The organism is Candidatus Chlorohelix sp. (assembly GCF_037138995.1).
Classification (GTDB): Bacteria; Chloroflexota; Chloroflexia; order Chloroheliales; family Chloroheliaceae; genus Chlorohelix.
In genome coordinates this window covers 69578-89389 of the sequence record NZ_JBAXHI010000009.1, presented here as the reverse complement: position 1 = coordinate 89389, position 19812 = coordinate 69578, and the positions used below count along the sequence as shown (strand labels likewise).

Genomic DNA, 19812 nt, shown 5'->3' with positions numbered 1-19812 from the left:
ACTTATGGAACAATCATCCCCAAAAGGGGCAGTAGCAAGCGCACATCCGGGCGAAATCGGGCGGCGGTTGCATGGTTTTGCGCTGTTCAGTGTACTTGGCGCACTGCTGCTGACTCTTTTGTTAGAAGCACTAGATCAAACTATCATTAGCACCGCATTACCTCGAATTATCAGTACCTTGCAAGGGTTTGACCGCTACACTTGGTCTGTAACAGCCTATGCGCTGGCATCTGTCACCGTGATACCAATCGTAGGCAAGCTTTCAGACCAATTCGGGCGCAAATGGTTTTTGATAATCGGTTCTTTGATATTCTTGATAGGTTCTGTGCTAGCAGGGGCGGCTCAGACAATGGATCAGTTTATCGCCTTCCGAGCCTTGCAGGGTTTCGGAGCAGGTACAGGTATTGCGCTTGTCTTTACGGTGGTGGGCGATATTTTTCCGCCATCAGAGCGGGGCAAGTGGCAAGGACTGTTCGGCTCGGTTTACGGTATCGCCAATCTCATTGGTCCTACTCTAGGAGGTTGGCTCACCGATAACGGACTACTCATGGGCGATTTGGTAACAGAAACTACGCGCTGGCGTTGGGTCTTCTATATTAATATGCCGATTGGATTCTTTGCATTGCTGGGGTTGATGCTCTACCTACCGGGGAATTTGTCCGAGCGCAGCGCCACCCATACCGGTTGGGCAGCCATTCGCCGCATTGACTTTCTAGGAGCAATTTTGGTGGCAGCAGCCACAACTTGCCTGTTGTTGGGTCTAACATGGGGCAGTAACCAAACCTATGCGTGGGACTCAGTGCAGGTGGTAGGCATTTTGATTGCTGCCGGAGCGCTTTACTTGCTGTTTGTGTTGGCAGAACGGTTTGTGCCAGACCCCATTTTACCGCTAAACCTTCTACGCAACCGCATTTTCACCATAGCCTCGTTGCTTTCGATGTTGCAGATGATGGTGGTAATCGGCTTGATTATTTACCTGCCGCTTTTTCTACAGGGCATTTTGGGGGAATCCGCTACTAACGCCGGAGAGTTGATTACGCCGCTTACGCTGAGTTCGGTGGTGGGCGCAATGGTAGCCGGGATTCTGGTGAGCCGTCTCGGACGTTATGTAGTGATTACGATTATAGCCGGACTGATTATGGCGTTGGGTGTGTTCCTGATAGCGCAAATGTCACCTACCACCGCAATAATCGAGGCGGTATTTTTCATGATTATCGCAGGGCTGGGAATGGGTCCGTTCTGGAGTATTTTGACGTTATCTGTACAGAACTCGCTGCCGCGCTCGCAACTGGGCGTTGGTACTGGAGCAGTGAGATTTTTCGGGCAATTGGGCGGGGTTCTGGGAATTGCGATTGTCGGTACTGTGGTTAACAACACTATGTCTAGCAATTTAGCCAATAATCTCCCGGCAGATGCGGCGCGTTATCTGCCTCCGCAAGTTTTGCAATTTGCCACTAATCCGCAGACGCTGGTTAATCCCGACTACCGCAATATGGTTATAGAAAAGGTCAAAAGCTCTGACGGACCGAACGCTCAGCAAAGCCTTGACCTGCTGAATCAGGTATTTGCTTCGGTAAAAACTTCCTTTGCCGGAGCGTTGCAACAAGGCTTCTTTGCGGTTTTGCTTATATGCGTGGCGACAATCTTGATTTGTTTCTTATTCAAGGAAGCGCCCCGTTCCGGTCAAAATCAGCCGTTAACTGCTGAGGTAGCGGATAAAGCCGAAGTCTCGCAGGGACTTTTCTAATACAGTAAAGTACAGGACATCTGCTCTTTTCAGGGACGAGGTTATTATGTAACTCGCCCCTGATTTTTTTCTTGCCTGCTTTCTGTCTTCCTTTTTTTGTTTGGTACTTATCTACGATTTTTTTTACTCGAAAAGCGAGTTATAGTAGTATAACCAATATAAACGTAGGAAATAGGATTAACGGAACAGGAGTATTATCTGGTGAATCCAATAAGAATTAGTTCCTATAGGCGCATGCTGCGTCTTTGCGCCTTAATTATTGCTGAGACAATCGTATTGAGTCTATGTATGTTCGGACAAACTCCGCAAGCAGCCCAAGCTTATGGCGGTAGAACTCCCGGCTCGGTGGTGGCTTTTTACTACCCATGGTACGATCAGCGCGACCCAAAGGTGTGGAATCGGGGCTTGATGAGCAGCCTCCCCAACCCACTCTACGATAGCCGCGATGCTAACGCTTTGCGCGGACACATGGATAAAGCGCGTTCGGCTGGTATTGACGCTTTCGCCGTGACTTGGAACGGTTCAACCGGAGATTGGGCGGATCGTTTCAAAACTATGCTCACTTCTGCCAGCGGTGGCTTCAAACTGACGATTCATTACGAAACAACGTTGGCGGATACTTCGGTCAACGCTACTATTAATAACCTGCGCTACATCCGCGATAATTATATGAGCAGCCTCAATTATCTGCGCTACGAGGGCAAGCCGGTGTTATTTTTCTGGCGATCCGATGCGGTAGGAGATATTGGCGTATGGCAGAATATCCGCAATCAGGTTGACCCCAACCATGAACAACTCTGGTCAACTGATGCAATTGATACCGCACCGCTCTCCGTGTTCGACGGCATACATCTGTTCAGCGCGGCAAAATGGGATAACAACCCGGTTGCCAAAGATCAACAATTCCGTAACGATGTGAATAATTATCAGGCACGCACCGGACAGCGCCGTTATTGGCTGGCGGGAGTAACTCCCGGCTATGATGACCGCAAGTTGCGTTCTCCCGGTGAGTTTCGCGACCGTGAGGGTGGCGCGTATTACCAACGTAGTTGGCAAGCTGCCATCCGCAGTACCCCAGATTTGATTACCATTAGCACTTGGAATGAATGGTACGAGGGCAGTTCCATTGAGTCGGGCGAGTTGTGGGGTAATCAATATGTTGATATGACTCGACAATATGCTCAGCAATACAAAGGCACGCTCAAGATGTTTGGTGAAAGCAGCATTATGAAGGTGTGGAGTCGCACTGATTTATTGGTGGATAATGGGGCAGTCTCGCGCACATGGCTATGGGGACCTGAAAACTTTGCGATGTACCGCGAACCGTACAATGAGGGACCGGGCGGTTCGCGCCTTGTCTATTACTTCGACAAGAGTCGTATGGAGATTACGCGCCCTACCACCGACTCGAACGCGCAATGGTTCGTCACTAACGGCTTGCTGGTGCGCGAGATGATGCGCGGCAAAATTCAGGTGGGCGATGACCCCAACGCCGAGCAGAATAAGGGTGCAGCTAATATCCCGGTGGCGGGTGATTTCCAGAATAATCCGAATAGCCCTACTTTTGCCAGCATGGCGGGAGTCGCTTCGTTGGCTGCTGACAAGCGCGTGGATAACAAGAACGGGCAATTGGCGCTTTCGACTATGGCTGCTAACGGACAGGTGGGCGAGAATGCAGGCTTTACTCAGTATAACGTGCGTTACAACGCTTATGTGAACGAAACCGGGCATAACATCGCCTCGCCCTTCTGGGATTTTTTCCAGCAGGGTGGTCCAATTTGGGAGAACGCCGGAGTCACAAATGCTAATGTGCTTGATTGGGTTTTCGCGATGGGCTTTCCCATTTCCGAAGCCTATTGGACTACTATCAAGGTGGGCGGCAAGGATATGAAGGTGCTGGTGCAGGCTTTTGAACGTCGCATCATGACCTTCACGCCCGATAACCCGGACGGCTTCAAGGTGGAGATGGGTAACGTTGGTCGCCAATACCATTTGTGGCGCTATGGGAAGTAGCCTAGAATGGGCAAAAAGCGAGGTTGCTCTGCCCTAAAGGTAGGCTGAAATAGCGAGGTAAAAATCCCCCTTCTATTTTCGGAAAGAAGGGGGCGATTTTTAGTAGGTTTGGGTGATTTTATTCAAGCCACGCGGTTTATCAGGGTCAAGGTTGCGGGCAAGCGCCAGATGTAACGCCAGCAATTGCCCCGGCACCACACAGGGGATAGGGCTTAACGCTTCCGGTATGCCCTGCAAATTGACAGGTAAAGCGGCTCCGTTGGGCGTGGCGGTACGTAACAGCGTTTGGTCATCCCCTACGGTAGTAATCTCAACCCCGCGCTCAATCAGCTTTCGCGCCAAATCCAGCAAACCCGGTACAGCGGGACCACTTGCGCCTACCAGCAGCGCGGGCAGACTTTTTTGCGCCAACGCGAAGGGTCCATGCAGAAAATCTGCCGAGGAGTAGGGCGCTGCGAAAATATAAGCCGCTTCTTTCAGTTTGAGGGCAATTTCAAGGGCAGTAGGGAAGTTATAACCGCGCCCTAGCACTAGAAAATCCTTTGCCTCGTGGTATATCGGTTGTTGCGCTATTTTGGTAATCTTGTCTTCGAGCTTGAGGGCAGCGCTAATTGCTTCGGGCAAACGCTCTAGCCCAACTCGCAAGCCGTTATCATCGCCTAGTTCGGCAGCAAGCATTGCCATCAGCATCAGTTCGCTGGTGTAAGTTTTGGTGGCAGCCACCGATTTCTCAGGTCCTGCATACAACGGCATAGCTATCGCGGCTGCTTTTGCCAGCGCCGATTCGGGGTCGTTGGTGATAGCGAGCGTAAATGCGCCCTGTGCTGCCGACTCGCTGATAACTTCCACAATATCCGGCGAAGTACCCGATTGGCTGATACCGATAACCCACGCTTTTTTCAGGTTGGGTGGGCGGCGGTATAGTGTGAAAAGCGATGGAGCCGCCAGAGAAACAGGCAACCCGGCATACGCCTCGAAAATATAGCGGGCGTAGGTAGCAGCGTTGTCAGAGCTACCGCGTGCCGCTATCATTACCAGTTCAGGCTTGAAGGCATTTAGTTTGCGTGCAACTTCTCGCACCAGCACCTTGTTTTGATTCCAGGCACGTTCCAGAGCCGCCGGCTGGTCAAAGATCTCTTCCCGCATGAGGGTCATTATTAATAGTTCCTCCGGTAATGTGAAGCTTGGGAAACCCTCTGGTTGTCAGATTACAAATAAATCCAGAATTGGATTATTTCTTCTTTGATTTGAATCATTTTACCACATTTTAAGGTCACATAGTGGTATTATAATTAACTGTAACGGGGCATTTGCATAGTTTCAGGTGTGGGCGGGAGTGCAAAAGCCTCTGATAAGCTGAAAAATCATAGGTAAACCATCAAAAGGTATGTTTTGGGAGATTATAATATTTGGAAGCCAATTTGTTAGAATATCTGGCTATTTTGGTTTTGGTGCTGCTTAACGCCTTTTTCGCTGCCAGCGAAATTGCGTTGGTGACTGTCCGAAAATCTCGGGTCAAGCAACTGGCGGACGAGGGCAACGGTTCCGCCCGTAGTATCTTGCGCCTTACCGACAACACAGGGCGTTTTCTTTCCACCATCCAGATTGGGGTCACGCTGGCAGGGTTTTTCGCTTCTGCTTTTGGTGCGGTGAGTCTGGTCAAGATATTTGAAGGCTGGTTCAAAGCCGTGCCGCTTGATTTTGTGAGCGGCTCCGCTTCCACCCTAGCCTTTATTATTGTGACGGTACTCATCGCTTTTATCTCGTTGATATTCGGCGAACTTGTGCCAAAAACTTTGGCGGTGGAAGCCTCAGAAAAAGTGGCGCTGTTTGTAGCCCACCCCATTGAGTTTATCTCAAAGGTTGCCAATCCGCTGGTGGCGATGCTTACCGGTATCACCAATTTTTTTGTACGTCTGTTGGGAGGACGGCGCAAAGCAACTATGCCTTCGGTCAGTCAAGAAGAAATCGTTTCGATGGTGGAAACCGGACAAGAAGAAGGGGTGCTGGAGAAGCAGGAAAGCGATATTATCAATCGGGTCTTTGAGTTTACCGATAGGCAAGTGCGCGAGATTATGATTCCGCGTATGGATGTGCTGATGCTGGATGTCGCTGTAACAATCCATTCTGCCGCCCATGAGATTGTAAATTCGGGCTATTCGCGCTATCCCGTACATAAGTCTGGAAATAGCGAGCATATAATTGGGGTGGCCTACGCCAAAGATATTCTAAAGCATTTGATAGAAAATCAGCCCAATTTGCCTGTAAGTCATATCTTGCGAAAGCCCTATTTCATCCCCGAATCCAAGCGGGTAGGCGATTTGTTGGCGGAGTTGCAGAAAAGCCGTACCCAGATGGCGATTGTGATAGACGAGTATGGCGGGTTGGCGGGGATTGTGACTCTTGAAGATTGTATTGAGGAAATCGTAGGCGATATTCAGGACGAGTACGATATGGAGGAGAGTCGCATTAAATCGGAGGGGGATGGGCGTTTTCTGGTGGACGGCGCAACTACCCTGAATGAGTTGAACGAGGCTCTCGATTTGCAGTTGGAAGAAGAGGAAGTGGAAACTATCAGTGGGTTAGTGCTGAAACATCTGGGGCGCATCGCCGCCTTCGGTGATGTCATCAGCTTGCCACAGGTGCGCCCCATGCCTGACCCTGACCCCGATTCCGATGAAATTACCTTAGTAAATGTAACCATTACTCTTAGAGTAGAGAAAATGGAAGGAGTACGCATTCGGCAAGTGGCGTTGTCGCTACAGGAAACGCCCCACGCAGAGGAATAGTCCGTTTAACAGCGGTTATACCAGCATAATCAACGCGCCGTAGTTGCCCTGCTTGCCTTTCAGTTCGGGGGGTTGGGCGCGGTAGCTGAAAAAGGTATCATGGTGACACAGGCTACACAATTCGCTATGTTCGATGTGAGAGGGTTTAACGCCCGCTATTCGCAGAGTATCTTCAATTGCTGCCCATAGGTTAAAGAGGTATAACCCATCCTCGCGCAGTGATAGAAAGCTGCGCGATTCTTCCTCGCCAAATGCGGCAAACGCCTCTTGCGCCACTGTCTCATTCACGGTGTAGCAGCAACCCCCAATCGAAGGTCCGATGCCTGTCAAAATATCCTTTGGGTCGCAGCCAAAGCGTGCGTGCATTACCTGCACTGTCTCCGCCGCGATTTTCTGCACCGTTCCGCGCCAACCGCTATGGGCGGAAGCAATCACTTTTTTAATGGGGTCGTAAAACAGGATGGGTGGACAATCGGCGTGTCCGGTGAGTAGAGGGATGCCGGACAGGTTTGTTACCAGCGCATCGGTAGCGGGGATAGAATTGCGCCAGTTGCGCCCTGCTCCATAAAATTCTTCGTCCACCACCGCCACGTTAGCGGTATGTTGTTGGTAGCCGCTGGTAAGGTTGGGCAAATGCTTGCGCCAATCGCCGCCCACTGCCTCGATGAACTCGCTGCGCCGCAGATTCATAACCTCATCTGACAAACCCACATTTCCGCCGCCCATTTTGTAATCATCGGGGCGTTCGGGTTGCGCTTCCTGAAATAAAGGATTGGCGGGAGCGTAGCGGGTGCTGACCCCGTGTTTAACATTGGGAAAGCCACTCAGGATTTTGAACTTGAACAGTGGCATATTTAGCGCATTGTCGCTAGTAAGTGGCATAAACTCCTGCTTAAAATAGCTTGCGATTTGCCGGATAGCGAAAAACATCAGTAGCAGCGGGGCGCACCAGCGAGGCAGCGCCGGAATCGGGTGCGGGGCGATAGTTATAACCCCTGATTACCACAGCCGGAACTGCTTCGGTGCTCTGTCCCATCAGCAAAGAGGCAGCCGCTGCAAGTTCATCACCCGTTGCCACTTGCGTGCCTTGCAGCACATAGCCGAACATATCCCTCTCGCCGCGTTTATCCACCAGCGTTTCCAGTCCGGCAGAACCGAGGCAAACCCCTACGCCACCCATGCGAAAGGGGCGACCATGCGTATCGTTGATGATTACCGCTAACTCTTTGCCGCTCAATTCCAGCAACCGTTGGCGCAGAGCAGCGGCGCTGTCATCGGGGTTTTCGGGCAGAAGAGCGAGCCATTCGTCACCTTGCATCTCGCCCGGTTGCTCGATATTGGAGCGATCTACCCCTGCATTGGCGCAAACGTAGCCTTGCTGTGTCTCCACCACCAAAATGCCGGGACTGACCCAGATAACCTCGCGGCTTTCATCCAGAATGACCTGCACATGACGGGGGTCTTTGCCGTAAACGGCGGCGATGGCAAGGGCGCGTTCGGATGGCACTACCTGGTTTAGATTTACCAACCGTCCTTCGCTTTTACTCACAATCTTTTGCGCCAGCGCGAGTATATCGCCATCCTCGAAGCGCAACCCCTGTTGTAGAAGGCAATCAAACAGCAGCGCGGCGAGGTCGTCCCCCGGTTTGACCAGCGGTACATGCTCAAGCGCAATTAGCTGAACCTGACTCATCGCGGCAGAAATTCCTCCAAAATATGCTCGGCGAGTAACTGCTTATCCTCATCGGTTTGCATAACAGTTTGCGTGACCAGCACCTGATACCCCATCGCGGCTATTTCTTCTGCCAGATTATCATCGGTTACATCCAGCACAAAGCCTCCTACCAAATCTTTATAGTATTTGGCAACGCCCAGCGCGGAAGGTTCTACCCCATCGAAGCTACGCATAATATCGGCAGCGGGTCCCTTGAGGGCTTTCCCGCCCACAATCGGGCTGACCACCACCACCGGAGAATTGCATTGTAGAAGCGCTTGCTCCATACCTTTAACTTGCAAAATCGGCTCGATACTAAGGTAAGGGTTAGAAGGCGCGATTATGACCAGTTCTGATTGCCAGATTGCCGCCGCGATAGGCGCGGTTATTTCGGCTTGCTCGATTCCATCGTAGCGGATACCGACCACCGTATCGGCAGCGTGTCGCCGAACGAAATATTCCTGAAAGGGGATTTCGCCCACTTCAAGCGTTTCCACATAAGTACGCACCGAAGAATCGGACATGGGCAACAGGGCGCAATCCAACCCAAGCGCGACGGTCAAAGTGGCGGTTATTTCGGTGAGGCTAACGCCCTCTTTGAGCATACGGGTGCGTAGGATATGGGTGGCAAAATCCTGATCGCCCAGCAAAAACCAAGTATCCTCGCCGTAGCGTTTAAACAAATCTAGGACGCGGTAGGTATCGTCCGCGATGCCCCAACCCTGCTGAGGGTTTGACAACCCTGACAGCGTGTACAGCACCGTGTCCAAATCCGGGCAAACATGTAGCCCGAACATATCGAGGTCGTCGCCCGTATTGCCGATAATGGCAAGATCATTGGCGCGTCCTCGCTCTTTAAGACAGCGGTAGAGACCGAGCGCCATTTTCGCGCCCCCCACTCCACCGCACAATGTTACAATTTTATTTTTTCCGTTGTATTCCATTTGCCCTTAATTATACATCACCGTAATGGTTATGAAAAATAGCGATTATGTTGCATAATAGTAGTTGTAAGTCTAGCGTAAAAGGCATGAGTAGCGTTTATTATCTTGTAAAAATGATTCGGGCAATCCAGACAATGAGCTTATTTACGAAGCGACAATTCTGAAAAAGATACCGGAAAGATTATAACCTATGATTGAGAAAATACCTTTTGGTAGAACCGGACACCTTAGCACCCGCACAATTTTTGGGGCGGCGGCGCTTGGTCGGGTAAGTCAGGCTGATGCAGACCGTACCCTTGAATTGCTGTTGGAATACGGCATAAACCATATAGATACCGCTGCCAGCTATGGAGAATCCGAATTGCGAATCGGTCCATGGATGCGGGAGCATCGCCAAAACTTCTTTCTCGCTACCAAAACGGGCGAACGCACTTATCAGGCAGCCCGTGACGAAATTCACCGTTCTTTGGAGCGGTTGCAGGTAGAGCGCGTGGATTTGTTGCAACTCCATAATCTGGCAGACCCGGAAGAATGGAGAATTGCGATGGGTCCGGGTGGCGCTCTCGAAGCTCTCATCGAAGCTCGCGAGCAAAAGTTGGTTTCGTATATCGGTGTTACCGGGCATGGGTTGGGCATTGCCGCGACACATTTGCGTAGCCTCGCTTTTTTCGATTTCGACTCGGTGTTACTGCCGTACAATTATATCCTGCTGCAGAACTCAGCCTATGCCGCCGATTTTAACACAGTGGCGGCTTTTTGCCAGAATCGCAATGTAGCCATACAAACTATCAAAGCACTTTGCCGCCGCCCATGGGGAGAACAGGAGCGCACCTGCGCCACTTGGTACGAGCCGTTAGAAAGTCAGGATGATATTAATACAATGGTAAGTTGGGTGCTATCTCGCCCCGGTATTTTCCTGAACACCCTAGGCGACATCAACATATTGCCCAAAGTATTGAAAGCTGCCGCCAACCCGGTGGAACAACCTTCATTGGTAGAGATGAATAGTATGTCGGAACGGTTGAAAATAGCCTCGCTGTTTGTTTAAGGTGAAAGGGGCTGCTGTCAAGTGATTGCTTACAAGTTTGCCTACCCGGTTTTTGCTTGTTTGCTGCTGGCAACTCTGTTACTAGTGGCATGCGGCGATGAGAACTCCACCGCTAACCCTGAAAAAGATTTACCTAAAGACCGCCTGATGTATCTTAGTAATGCGGACGGTTGGCCCGATTTGTACACGGTTGAACCGGGCAGCAAGGTGTCGGGTCGCCTTACCGAAAGCGCGGAGGCAGAGTTTGGGGCAACTTGGTCGCCGGACGGCACGCGTATAATTTTCACTGAGCTTAACGGAGATCAAGCTGCGGGAGATTACAATCGCACTCACCAGCTTGTGAGCGTGGACGCGGACGGCAAAAATCGCAAGGTAGTAAATGCGGATGGGTTTAACCCGCAGTGGTCGCCTGATAGCGCCCGTGTGCTATTCACCCGCACCGTACCAGACCCAGACTCGCCCACTGCAACCCCCTCTCCAACTCCCTCGACCTCTACTCGTTTTTTGCGCCCTTCTGTGCCTTTGCCTATTCTGGCTGAGGTCAAGCAGAAATCTGCACTTTATATAATTCCCGCTGATGGTAGCGTTTCCGGCAAGGATGCGGGAATTTTGCTGGCAGACCGCGCTCTATATGGGGTATGGTCGCCGGATGGTAAGCGCCTTGCCTATATTAGCGGCAATAACCTGATTGACCAGCCCCGTAGCCTGTACCTGACCAACGCGGATGGCTCGAATCGAGTAAATTTGAGCGACAAGCTGAAACTGAACGGTTTGGATGTGCTGTTCGTTAGCTGGTCGCCGGATGGCTCAAGCCTCGCCTTTACCGCCGCAGATTCGCAACGCGACAAGGTTTCGCTGTATAAAGCCAGCCCGGAAGGTACTACCTTTCGTCGTTTGACCGATTACGCTGGAAGCGGGAGTGAGTTTTACAGTTTGGTCTGGGCGTATGCTGATTATTACAGTCCTTCGCCGCGCCTGAAAGTTGCCCCGGTCTGGTCGTTTAACAGTCGTTATATAACCTTCGCCGATGCCAGCCCACGTATCACCATAAGCGAAGTGGATACGGGCAACTCTCGCACCTTTCCGGTTGGTTCTGCCGCTATCGGGCAAGACAAAGATGCGGTGTTATCGGTTAGTTGGTTGCCCGACAATCGCCGCATCGTCTTTGAGCGTGCTGGGGCAGGGCGCAACGCTTTAGTTACTCAAGCGAACAATTATATCTTTGACTGGTTCGATGAAAATCTAGAAGTGTTGGATACTGCCAACAAATCCATTGCTGCGCTCGGAGCAAACTACAGCTTTATCGGGGCGAGTTGTTGCGGCGCTGATGCGTTGGGTGTAGGTTCTACTCTTGCCACACCAACCACGCGCCCTATCTCAGTTCCAACTATAAATGACCTAAAGCCAAGCGGAAAGCTGGTATTATTAGGTGGAGTGGGTACGCAATATCTTAGCGTAGTTGACCTTGAAACCGGGCAGCGCATCGTTATCAGTAGCGGCGCATTTCGAGGGCTAGATGCAAGCGTTGCGCCAGCGGGTGGGCGATTGGCTTATCTGGAAGTAGGCGACCAATACACCGGGACGCTGTGGATTAGTAGCCTTGATGGTAAGCAACGGGTGAAACTGAGCGAAGGTGTGGGCGCACCGGACGACCTGACTCAATCGGTGCGATGGTCGCCGGATGGCAAGCGGGTGGCGTATCAGGCGCTTGGCAACGACCCGCGTTTGGCAGCGGGTTTGTACGTGTTGTCGCTGGAACAAAGCGGCGCCGAAACCCCCGTTCCCAGCTTGATTACTAATGAATCCGTGTCGGCTTTCGATTGGTCAAACGATGGGCGCACGTTGGCATACAAGCTAGACAAAGCGCAATACGAGCTTTACCTTTCGCAGGTTGATACGTCCCAACCTAACAATCGCCTTGTAACGAAAGTGGGAGCGGTTAACTCGAATTATTCCGCGCTTGGCAAGGGCTTATTGTGGTCGCCGGACGGCAAAACTATCGCGATAACCGGCAGCAGCGCTTATTCGCGCTTTACCACTTGGCTGGTATCTCCCGAAGGGCAGGTTAAGGAGATAACCGGCGGCAGTGTGATAAATCGCCTCAACGCTTTCAGCCCCGATAGCGCCCGCTTGGTCGCAACTACCGCCAACTACAGCCAGAACAATGATTTGCAAGCGCTAAATCTTGCCACAGGTAGTTGGCGAGTGTACGGACCCGGCAGCGGCGCCCAACTGGATGTCACCGGGCAGTATGTGGCGGTTTATTCGCGCTATGATATAACCCGAAATGGCGCAACCTCGCCCCCATATTCGCAGCGAATGACGGTCATACAGCTTAGCAATGGGCAGCAATATGATTTGGAATTGAATTATCCCCCTTATTACGCTTTTCGTTCGCGCTTTTTCGATTGGTCGCCATCTCAACCGATTCTGGCATTTTATCAGAACAATACCATTTGGGGTAGCGCACCAGACCTGAAAAAACCGCAACCGTTGGCACGCGCCATCGGTGTAGAGCGCGTTTTTTGGGTGAGGTAATTAGGAAGGAACAACCCAAGATTTATTTCGGGCGTACCGCTGAACTGACCGATGTTATTCAATAAGCTAAAATCGAGCGGAAGGAGTTAAACCTTGTAGTAGGCGAAATATTGCTGAATCGCCCGTGTGTAGCCCTCCGCTAACGCCTTGATAGTTTTGCTATCCTTAAGTAAATTCGCTTCGGTATCATTGGTAATGAAAAGAACCTCGGTTAACGCGCCGGGCATGGTGGTGGCAGACTTGCGGGTGGGCGTAGGTGGTCCAAACATGTATAGGTGATTACCGTTCCAATCAATTTCGAGGTCGTCCGCAACCCGGCGATCTTGCGCCTCATAGCCGAATGAGTACATGCTGGCTATGCTCTCCTGCTGGATTAGTTGAGCAAATAATTTGTTGCGTTCCGCGAAAGAGCGGTCTGCGCAATACCACGTCTCAAATCCGCCTGCCCCGTCACCCGGCGTACTGCTGTTTATATGCAGCGATAGTAATAAATCGGCTTTGCTATTATTGGCAAGATTTAAACGAGCTTGCAAATCATCAAGTTCGTTGATTTTACCATCCCCGTTAAGGTCGGTAGTTAGATTATTGGCGGAAGCGTCGCCGTTGCGGGTTATCACAACCTTGAAACCGCTTTGCCGCAACAGAGTCGCGGTAGCCGTACTCAGTTGTAAGGTCAAATCCTTTTCCAGCAAATCGGGTTGGTCATTAGAGTTGAAATGACCTGCTCCCCAATCATCCCCTCCATGACCGGGGTCTAGCGCCACCGTGAAAGGTCGGGCAGTCGTAAGCGTGGGAGCGATAGTAGATACAGGTTGAAGGGTGGGTGTCACGGCAGCGATGGTTTGAACCGGAGTAGCGGTAATATCGCCACAAGCTGCCTGCAACAGGCTAAGCGCCAGCAATGTCAGATATAGATAGGCTAATCTAAAAAAACGCAGCAAATTTTATGTCCTTAATGAAGTTCATCCAACTAGGGCTGCTTTGCGCCGGAACCATTATACCTGATAAGCAACCCTGCTATAGTATAGTTGAATTGACCTTATGGGAAATGCTAGTGACGTTAAAAAAGTCTAAATTAATTGTAAAATTTCTGAATAGAAGTTAGCGGGGCGGAAATCTTCGCACTTTTCAGGAATAGCTTCTTTAGAAGGCTGGTAAATCACCTGCGCCTACATCGAATCCTCTATCAAAATGGCAAGCCTTTTTGTAATAGGGCGGTTGTGCTTGCAAGGAATTCTAGGAGGCATTATCGGAGATTTAGAGCGGTTTGACCTATTACAAAGCCATAAAACCCCTGCAAGATTAGAACTTATTTAAATATTAGTTCTAGCCATACAGAGAGAAACGCTAAATGAATTTATAAATTCTTTAGATTGCAAGCTCTTGAATATAAAACCTTATTATTAAAATTTTAGGATTTCGCAAAGAAAAGTTTATAAAACATCATGCAATGTCATGCTACAATTCAATTTAGAAGCTGCTTATGCTATGAGGATTTACAAAAAGAGGAATTGGTATGACGCTGAACTATTCAAACTAGCAAACTGTGTTGAGACAGGTGGCTTCAAGGCAAATGTACATACAACCCATCAGATTATACGTGCTGTCACAGGTAACTTGCTCTATAGAGCGTGTACCTGAAAGAATAGGCAAACTTTTAAAACATTAGTTGATATGTAGCTGCCAGTGGTGAGTAAGCTAAAACTATTAACCCGTAAAGGATGTTATCAATGAAAGATAATTCACAGAAGCAGACTATGTATCTGAACTGGGCTGAGTCAATGTTATATACACCACAAGCCAGAAAAATTAATGAGTTAGGGAGTCTTTTCCCTGCAAAAGCAGGGAGGGATGGCGCAAATTGCCCACAGGCAAGCCGCATTAGCCAACTTATTGACTTGCTACGACATGAGGATTGGGGTGTTCGCCAAAATGCTGCTAAGCAACTGGGAGAGGTTGCAAACAAGCGTGCCGTTGCTGAGCTTATCAAAACCTTGCACGATGACAGGGACAGTTTCGTGCGTTATCGCGCCGCCGAAGCGTTAGGTAAAATCGCAAACAAGCGTGCTGTGGGCGCTTTGATAAATGCTTTATGCGACCCAGATTTATTTGTGCGCCGTACCGCTGCCGAAGCCTTGGGTAAAATCAAAGACCCTCGCTCCATCAAGCCTCTATTGAGTAAAATCACCGAGAGCGAGGATTACAGCGTGGCTGAAGCTGCTGCCGAAGCACTCGGCAATATCGGAGACCAGCGCGTTCTGCCGGAACTGGAGCGGGTAGCAAGGGAAAATTTTGAGGCAAATCATAAAGCGCAGGGAGCTATCGAGAAGATAAAGACACGCCCCTTAAATTAATCCCCGCTCCCGCAGCGACTTGAGCAAAAGCGGCTCGATTTGCGCCCGGATGGCAGGGTTGGCGTATCCCACCCAGCTAACGTCCGTCTCCACATTCAGAGGCGGGTTAAGCGATTGTCCGCGCTCGTCCGTAATTATTACGCCCATCTCTCGCGCTATCAACTCGGTACACACATCATAAGGGTGACAGCAGATGCCAAGCCGGAAGCCCTTTTTCATGGCGACTTGCTCCATGAGGGGGCGAATATCGGCAGTAAAGCGGTCATGCCCGGAGAGCAATTCGTAAAATTGTCCCGCGCTAGAGGTGTACTGATCCTCGAAACAGTGGGTCTTGCCGGGCAGGGGCGCGCCGAGCACCGCGAGCACAATCTCCTCGTCAATCGCCGCCAACTCCTCGCGAGTACCGGGGAAAAAGCGCACCACCTGAGCGTAACCATGACGAATAGTGGGGCTATGGCTAGGGTGCAAAGTTATCGGCTGTAACTCTCCGCTTATGCGGTTGTAGCGTTGCGCGAAATAGCCCTCGCCCCGGATAGCCCAAAGCTCATCGCAAAGGTGCTGCTTTACCAGCGGTAATTCGGTTTGAACGGCAAACTCGATGTCTTGCAAGCGCGTATCCTCGCCCAAATTCGGGGCAACTCCCGTCAGAACCCATGCGCTGCGCTTCTGGTACATGATACAGCGCGTTCCGTCTATAGGATCAACAATAATACGCACCTCCGCCTGTTCGGGCGTGATACCTCGCGGCAGTGGCAAACGCCCTTCGCCAAAGCCTGTATCGCGTAAGCCTTCCGCAATCAGCAGCAAAGGGCGTTCGGGCGCAACTTCACGCTCGAAAAACTCCACTAACTTTTCCTCGCTCACCCGGTCAATTGCGAAAATCGTATCGCCCTCGTAAGCGTGGTCGTTGCCTTCCACTGCGGAAAGCTGTTCCAACGCCACAGCTTCGGTTTGCGCCACTACCGCCGCTCTGATTTGCCGATGCAACTCCCGAATCTGTTCCAGCAACCGCGCTCTATCTCGAATCATGTTAGGCTCCGTAAAAATAAAAAATAGGCTCCGGCAGAATACCGAAGCCTATCATAACGTTTTTTAGCTTCAAACGCTACTTGACTACATAGAATTTGCCGTCAGCATTGCCGATGTAAACCCGCCCGTTGGCAACTACCGGCGAGTTGTTGCTGAAACTGCCCACGCCAGTGACCAACTGGTTTGCGTTGGCAGCATTCGCCGCTTCCACTTGGTACAGAACGCCGCCGGTGGTACCGAAGTAGAGGAAGCCATCCACTACCGCGATAGCGCCGCCGGGAACTGTGCCAGCCACGAAGACAAACTGAGTAGTATCGCCCAAGTTCGCGGCGTTAATGCCGTAAACCTTGAAAGCGGTATCTACGCCCACGTAAACCTTATCGGCTGTGACCGCCGGAGAGGTGGTAATTGTACCGTCCAGTACCACATCTTTGATGGTTGTACCGACATTGTTAAGTGCGGTCAAGGTGTTGCCGTTCGGGACAAACAAGACACCGTTAGCATAAGCCAGTGTCCATAAAATGGGGTTCAGGGTTGGCTCTGTCCAAGTTGAAACCACACTGCCGTTTGAGGTCTGGAAAGCGTGAACCTTACCGGTGGTAGCGCCAACGAAAAGATTGCCGCCATAGGCAAAGATCGGTCCGCTTGTTAGACCTACTAGAGAGCTAGATTGCCACACCTGCACGCCATCTGAAAGGCGGATTGCCAGCAAGCGACCCGTGCTGGTACTAAAATAGAGATTAGTGCCATCGGTAATAGCTGCGCCTACCACTGCACCGAAAGGCACGCCCGCATTGCTAGGAGTTGCCCAAACAGAAGTGCCGTCAGCCAGCTTGATAGCATGCATATTTCCGTTGTTATCCCCGATATAAACCACACCGTTGTATAGCATCGGAGTAGCCGTAGTGAAGTTCGGGCTAACGCCAGAGGGGTAAACCCACTTCTGGGTCAGATCGTTCAGACTGGCAGTCAGATTTAGCGCGACTACGCCCTTGTTGGCAGTAGAGTAAACCGCGATGGTCTGGTCACTATTGACCACCGGGGAGTTGGCTACGATGCTAGATGCGCCGACCGCATAGCCGCGGAAGTTAGGGATACCGCCGGGAGAGCCGCCAACCGGGCGAGAACCGTTCTTGTGGTAAGGGGCGCGGAATTGGCTGAAATCCTGCGGGAAAGCTTGGGGTGCAGGAGTCGGGGTAGCGGTAGGTGTGGGCGTAGGGGTCGGAGAACCGCCGCCGCCTAATACATAGCGCCACTTGTAATAGTGCTGTCCCACGTTGCCCATCTCTACTTCAAAGCCTGCCGGGTTTCCGGGAGTATAGGTCAGCACGCGGCGCTCGAATAGCTGCACCAGCACAGGCTTGGTAACGCCGCCAACTACCACCTGAGTCCAGTAAGCCTCAGTCACAGGTCGTCCGGTTATATACACCGAACTGTAAAATATCGCGCCCTGTATGAAGCTGCTACCGTTCCAAATCGTGCCGCTGCGCTTGCCGAAATCCACGAAAACATCGGCAATATTATGACGGGTGGTATCATCATAATCGGTGTACTTGCGCTGTTCAGGCGGGCTAAAGATGCTAACGTTCCCTGCTTTATCAATCTGGGTGTTGATAATGCTGCCGTTAGCCCTATCTCTGCCGTTCTCGTTACCGATGAAAGTTACCACGTTCTTGAAACTGGCATAGGTAGGGGCAATCAGGTTCTGACCGCCATCGTTGGGGTCGCCGGCAACCTGCACGGCGCTAGGGGTAAGCTGCGTAAAGGTTGTATCGCTATCTTGCCTAGCTCCGGTGACAAGTTCTTTAACCAGCAAACCGGTGGATACATAGAACAGGTCGAGCGGGTTAGCGGAAGGGTTATTCACTTCCATACGAGCTTTGTCGAAATACTGTACCTTGCGACTGCCGCCCCCGTAAGATTCGGTGGTAATAGCTGCCGCCCCTGCTACAATGGGACCCCACGTAAAGCCGCGCCCTACTCCGGGGATTTCATCCACTGGCTTATCAATCTTGTTCCAAGTATTGGCAAAGCCCGGGTCATTAAAGCTTATGCTAATAGCCGAACTGGCACCCACAGCAAATGTGCTAACCAGTAATACGGCAAGCGACAGGAACAAATACTTCTTTTTCATCAAAGAGGTCTCCTTCCTTTTTCATTGCACAATAAGCAAACGATTTTCCACTTGCATATAATAACGAAACAGCTTGCAAGTGGTTTTATTTTAGACTATTCCCTAAAAACATGCTAATGTTATCAATTATACATAATAATAGTTCGGCTTAGCTGCAATCGGCATAGCAATTTATGTAGATAAACCACTATATATAGGAATAGACTACAATATTGTAATATAAAATAGTAATAATTTTACCAAAATACTAGCCATGAAATGCAGAACCTCTGTTAAACTATTAAGAAGTAATATGGATTTTCATAGTATTCAGCGTTTTTCACCATTGAGTAAAAAATCGCCAAGGATATTTTTTCTTGATTGTAACTTACCCATCAATTGAAAGCCCTGAAGATGTTAATAAATAGATGTCAAAGCAAAAAATAACCGGACAAATTTCACCATCAGTTTTTCAGAATCCGGATATTGTTATAACGAGTCAAAAACTAAGAGATGGTAATATCCCGAATAGCGATGGAATAGCTCAAACACGTAGCCAGATTATTTCGGTTGTAATTCCTACCCGCAACCGGATAGACCAAATTGAACACGCGCTCGCTTCAATCCTGATTGGCTCCCGCTTGCCTCTTGAAGTTATCGTAGTAGATCAAAGTAATCCTGAGCTTGTTCCTGCTTTATCGGAAGTGCTACAGTCTGTAACTCGGCAACACGGTTTTAGCTTATCTGCCGAAACAGAACGCTTTCCTCTGGTCAGATTTATTCATAGCGATACGGTTGGCGCAGGCACAAACCGCAATCTAGGGGCGGCGGCGGCTCATGGCGAAATTATTCTTTTTATGGATGATGATTGCCTAGCCAGTAACGATTGGGTTGAGATGGTGGAGCAAGAATATACCCAGCATGCCGATATACAGGCAGTTTACGGACGGATTTTGCCCCCGATTGCTAAACGCAACGGCACTGAAATAGGACGGCTTAGCGCCGAACGCCGGGTGTTTGATCGTCCTGTTAAGCCTTGGCATATTGGCAGCGGTGGAAATATGAGTTTTCGGCGTGATGCTTTCCTAGGTTGCGGCGGCTTTGACGAGGTTATGAATATAGGCGGCGCACTTGGAACCTTTGAAGACCTCGATATTGGCTACCGACTGTTGCGTAGGGGCTTAAAAATAGTTTATACTGGCAACTCGCTGGTTTATCACGACAGCAAAAAAGATTTCGAGCAACAGGTACGAACTGAAAAGAGCTATGGCAAAGGGGTAGGTGCTGCAACCGCCAAATATTTGCGCTGCGGTTGGGTTAGCGCGTTGCTGGTACTTTGGCAATGGTATTGGCACATGGCAGTAAGACGTTCAGTTGCTGGGATACTAAAGTGGCATAGCATTAAGGTAGTACGGTTAGCGCTTCTACAATTCTGGTACCCACTCGTTGGATTTATTGAGGCATTGTTATGGCCAATTGATCATGTGCATCAACTTTACAAACCCAAAGTGAGCGATTCTTGA

14 protein-coding genes are annotated in these 19812 nt (G+C 50.4%); 7 read left to right on the top strand and 7 right to left on the bottom strand.

Annotated elements, in window-relative coordinates; translation table 11 throughout:
* The first annotated feature begins 4 nt into the window (after positions 1-4).
* A complete protein-coding gene (locus WCK19_RS06465; RefSeq protein ID WP_342396558.1) occupies positions 5-1747 on the top strand; it encodes an MDR family MFS transporter in 1743 nt (580 codons plus the stop codon).
* Positions 1748-1948: 201 nt separating this feature from the next.
* On the top strand, positions 1949-3760 hold the full coding sequence (locus WCK19_RS06460) for an endo-1,3-alpha-glucanase family glycosylhydrolase (RefSeq protein WP_342396557.1): 1812 nt from the start codon (positions 1949-1951) through the stop codon (positions 3758-3760).
* A gap of 99 nt (positions 3761-3859) precedes the next feature.
* Here the strand turns inward: WCK19_RS06460 and WCK19_RS06455 are convergent, their stop codons facing one another.
* A complete protein-coding gene (locus WCK19_RS06455; RefSeq protein ID WP_342396556.1) occupies positions 3860-4915 on the bottom strand; it encodes an SIS domain-containing protein in 1056 nt (351 codons plus the stop codon).
* Between the two features lie 254 nt (positions 4916-5169).
* Between WCK19_RS06455 and WCK19_RS06450 the strand changes: the two genes are divergently transcribed.
* A complete protein-coding gene (locus tag WCK19_RS06450) occupies positions 5170-6549 on the top strand; it encodes a hemolysin family protein (RefSeq protein WP_342396555.1) in 1380 nt (459 codons plus the stop codon).
* A 15-nt stretch (positions 6550-6564) separates the two neighbouring features.
* Here WCK19_RS06450 and pgeF read toward each other — a convergent pair whose 3' ends face one another.
* From pgeF to cofD, 3 genes are read right to left on the bottom strand one after another with little or no spacing between them, the layout of a single operon-like run.
* Positions 6565-7431 (bottom strand): peptidoglycan editing factor PgeF, encoded by an 867-nt coding sequence (gene pgeF, locus WCK19_RS06445; RefSeq protein ID WP_342396554.1) that lies wholly within the window; start codon positions 7429-7431, stop codon positions 6565-6567.
* A 10-nt stretch (positions 7432-7441) separates the two neighbouring features.
* Positions 7442-8242, bottom strand: coding sequence for a coenzyme F420-0:L-glutamate ligase (gene cofE / locus WCK19_RS06440; RefSeq protein WP_342396553.1), 801 nt, complete (start codon positions 8240-8242; stop codon positions 7442-7444).
* On the bottom strand, positions 8239-9207 hold the full coding sequence (gene cofD / locus WCK19_RS06435; RefSeq protein WP_342396552.1) for a 2-phospho-L-lactate transferase: 969 nt from the start codon (positions 9205-9207) through the stop codon (positions 8239-8241). The genes cofE and cofD overlap by 4 nt, the downstream gene beginning before the upstream one ends.
* 190 nt (positions 9208-9397) lie before the next feature.
* On the opposite strand from cofD, the gene WCK19_RS06430 reads away from it, so the two are divergent.
* Together WCK19_RS06430 and WCK19_RS06425 are read left to right on the top strand one after the other, a co-directional pair.
* Positions 9398-10255: an aldo/keto reductase gene (locus WCK19_RS06430; RefSeq protein ID WP_342396551.1), complete on the top strand. Its 858-nt coding sequence runs from the start codon at positions 9398-9400 to the stop codon at positions 10253-10255.
* Positions 10256-10276: 21 nt separating this feature from the next.
* Entirely contained in the window at positions 10277-12793 is a 2517-nt protein-coding gene (locus WCK19_RS06425; protein WP_342396550.1) for a hypothetical protein, read from the top strand.
* A gap of 86 nt (positions 12794-12879) precedes the next feature.
* On the opposite strand, the gene WCK19_RS06420 is transcribed toward WCK19_RS06425, so the two are convergent.
* Positions 12880-13734, bottom strand: a complete 855-nt coding sequence (locus tag WCK19_RS06420) for an N-acetylmuramoyl-L-alanine amidase (RefSeq protein ID WP_342396549.1) — start codon at positions 13732-13734, stop codon at positions 12880-12882.
* Positions 13735-14523: 789 nt separating this feature from the next.
* Here WCK19_RS06420 and WCK19_RS06415 point away from each other — a divergent pair.
* On the top strand, positions 14524-15147 hold the full coding sequence (locus WCK19_RS06415) for a HEAT repeat domain-containing protein (RefSeq protein ID WP_342396548.1): 624 nt from the start codon (positions 14524-14526) through the stop codon (positions 15145-15147).
* Here WCK19_RS06415 and WCK19_RS06410 read toward each other — a convergent pair.
* On the bottom strand, positions 15139-16176 hold the full coding sequence (locus tag WCK19_RS06410; protein ID WP_342396547.1) for a hypothetical protein: 1038 nt from the start codon (positions 16174-16176) through the stop codon (positions 15139-15141). The genes WCK19_RS06415 and WCK19_RS06410 overlap by 9 nt on opposite strands.
* A gap of 76 nt (positions 16177-16252) precedes the next feature.
* Complete coding sequence (locus WCK19_RS06405; RefSeq protein WP_342396546.1) at positions 16253-18310, bottom strand: PQQ-binding-like beta-propeller repeat protein; 2058 nt, start codon at positions 18308-18310, stop codon at positions 16253-16255.
* A 407-nt stretch (positions 18311-18717) separates the two neighbouring features.
* On the opposite strand from WCK19_RS06405, the gene WCK19_RS06400 reads away from it, so the two are divergent.
* The gene (locus WCK19_RS06400) at positions 18718-19812 is read left to right on the top strand and encodes a glycosyltransferase (protein WP_342396545.1); all 1095 of its coding nucleotides are present in this window, start codon (positions 18718-18720) and stop codon (positions 19810-19812) included.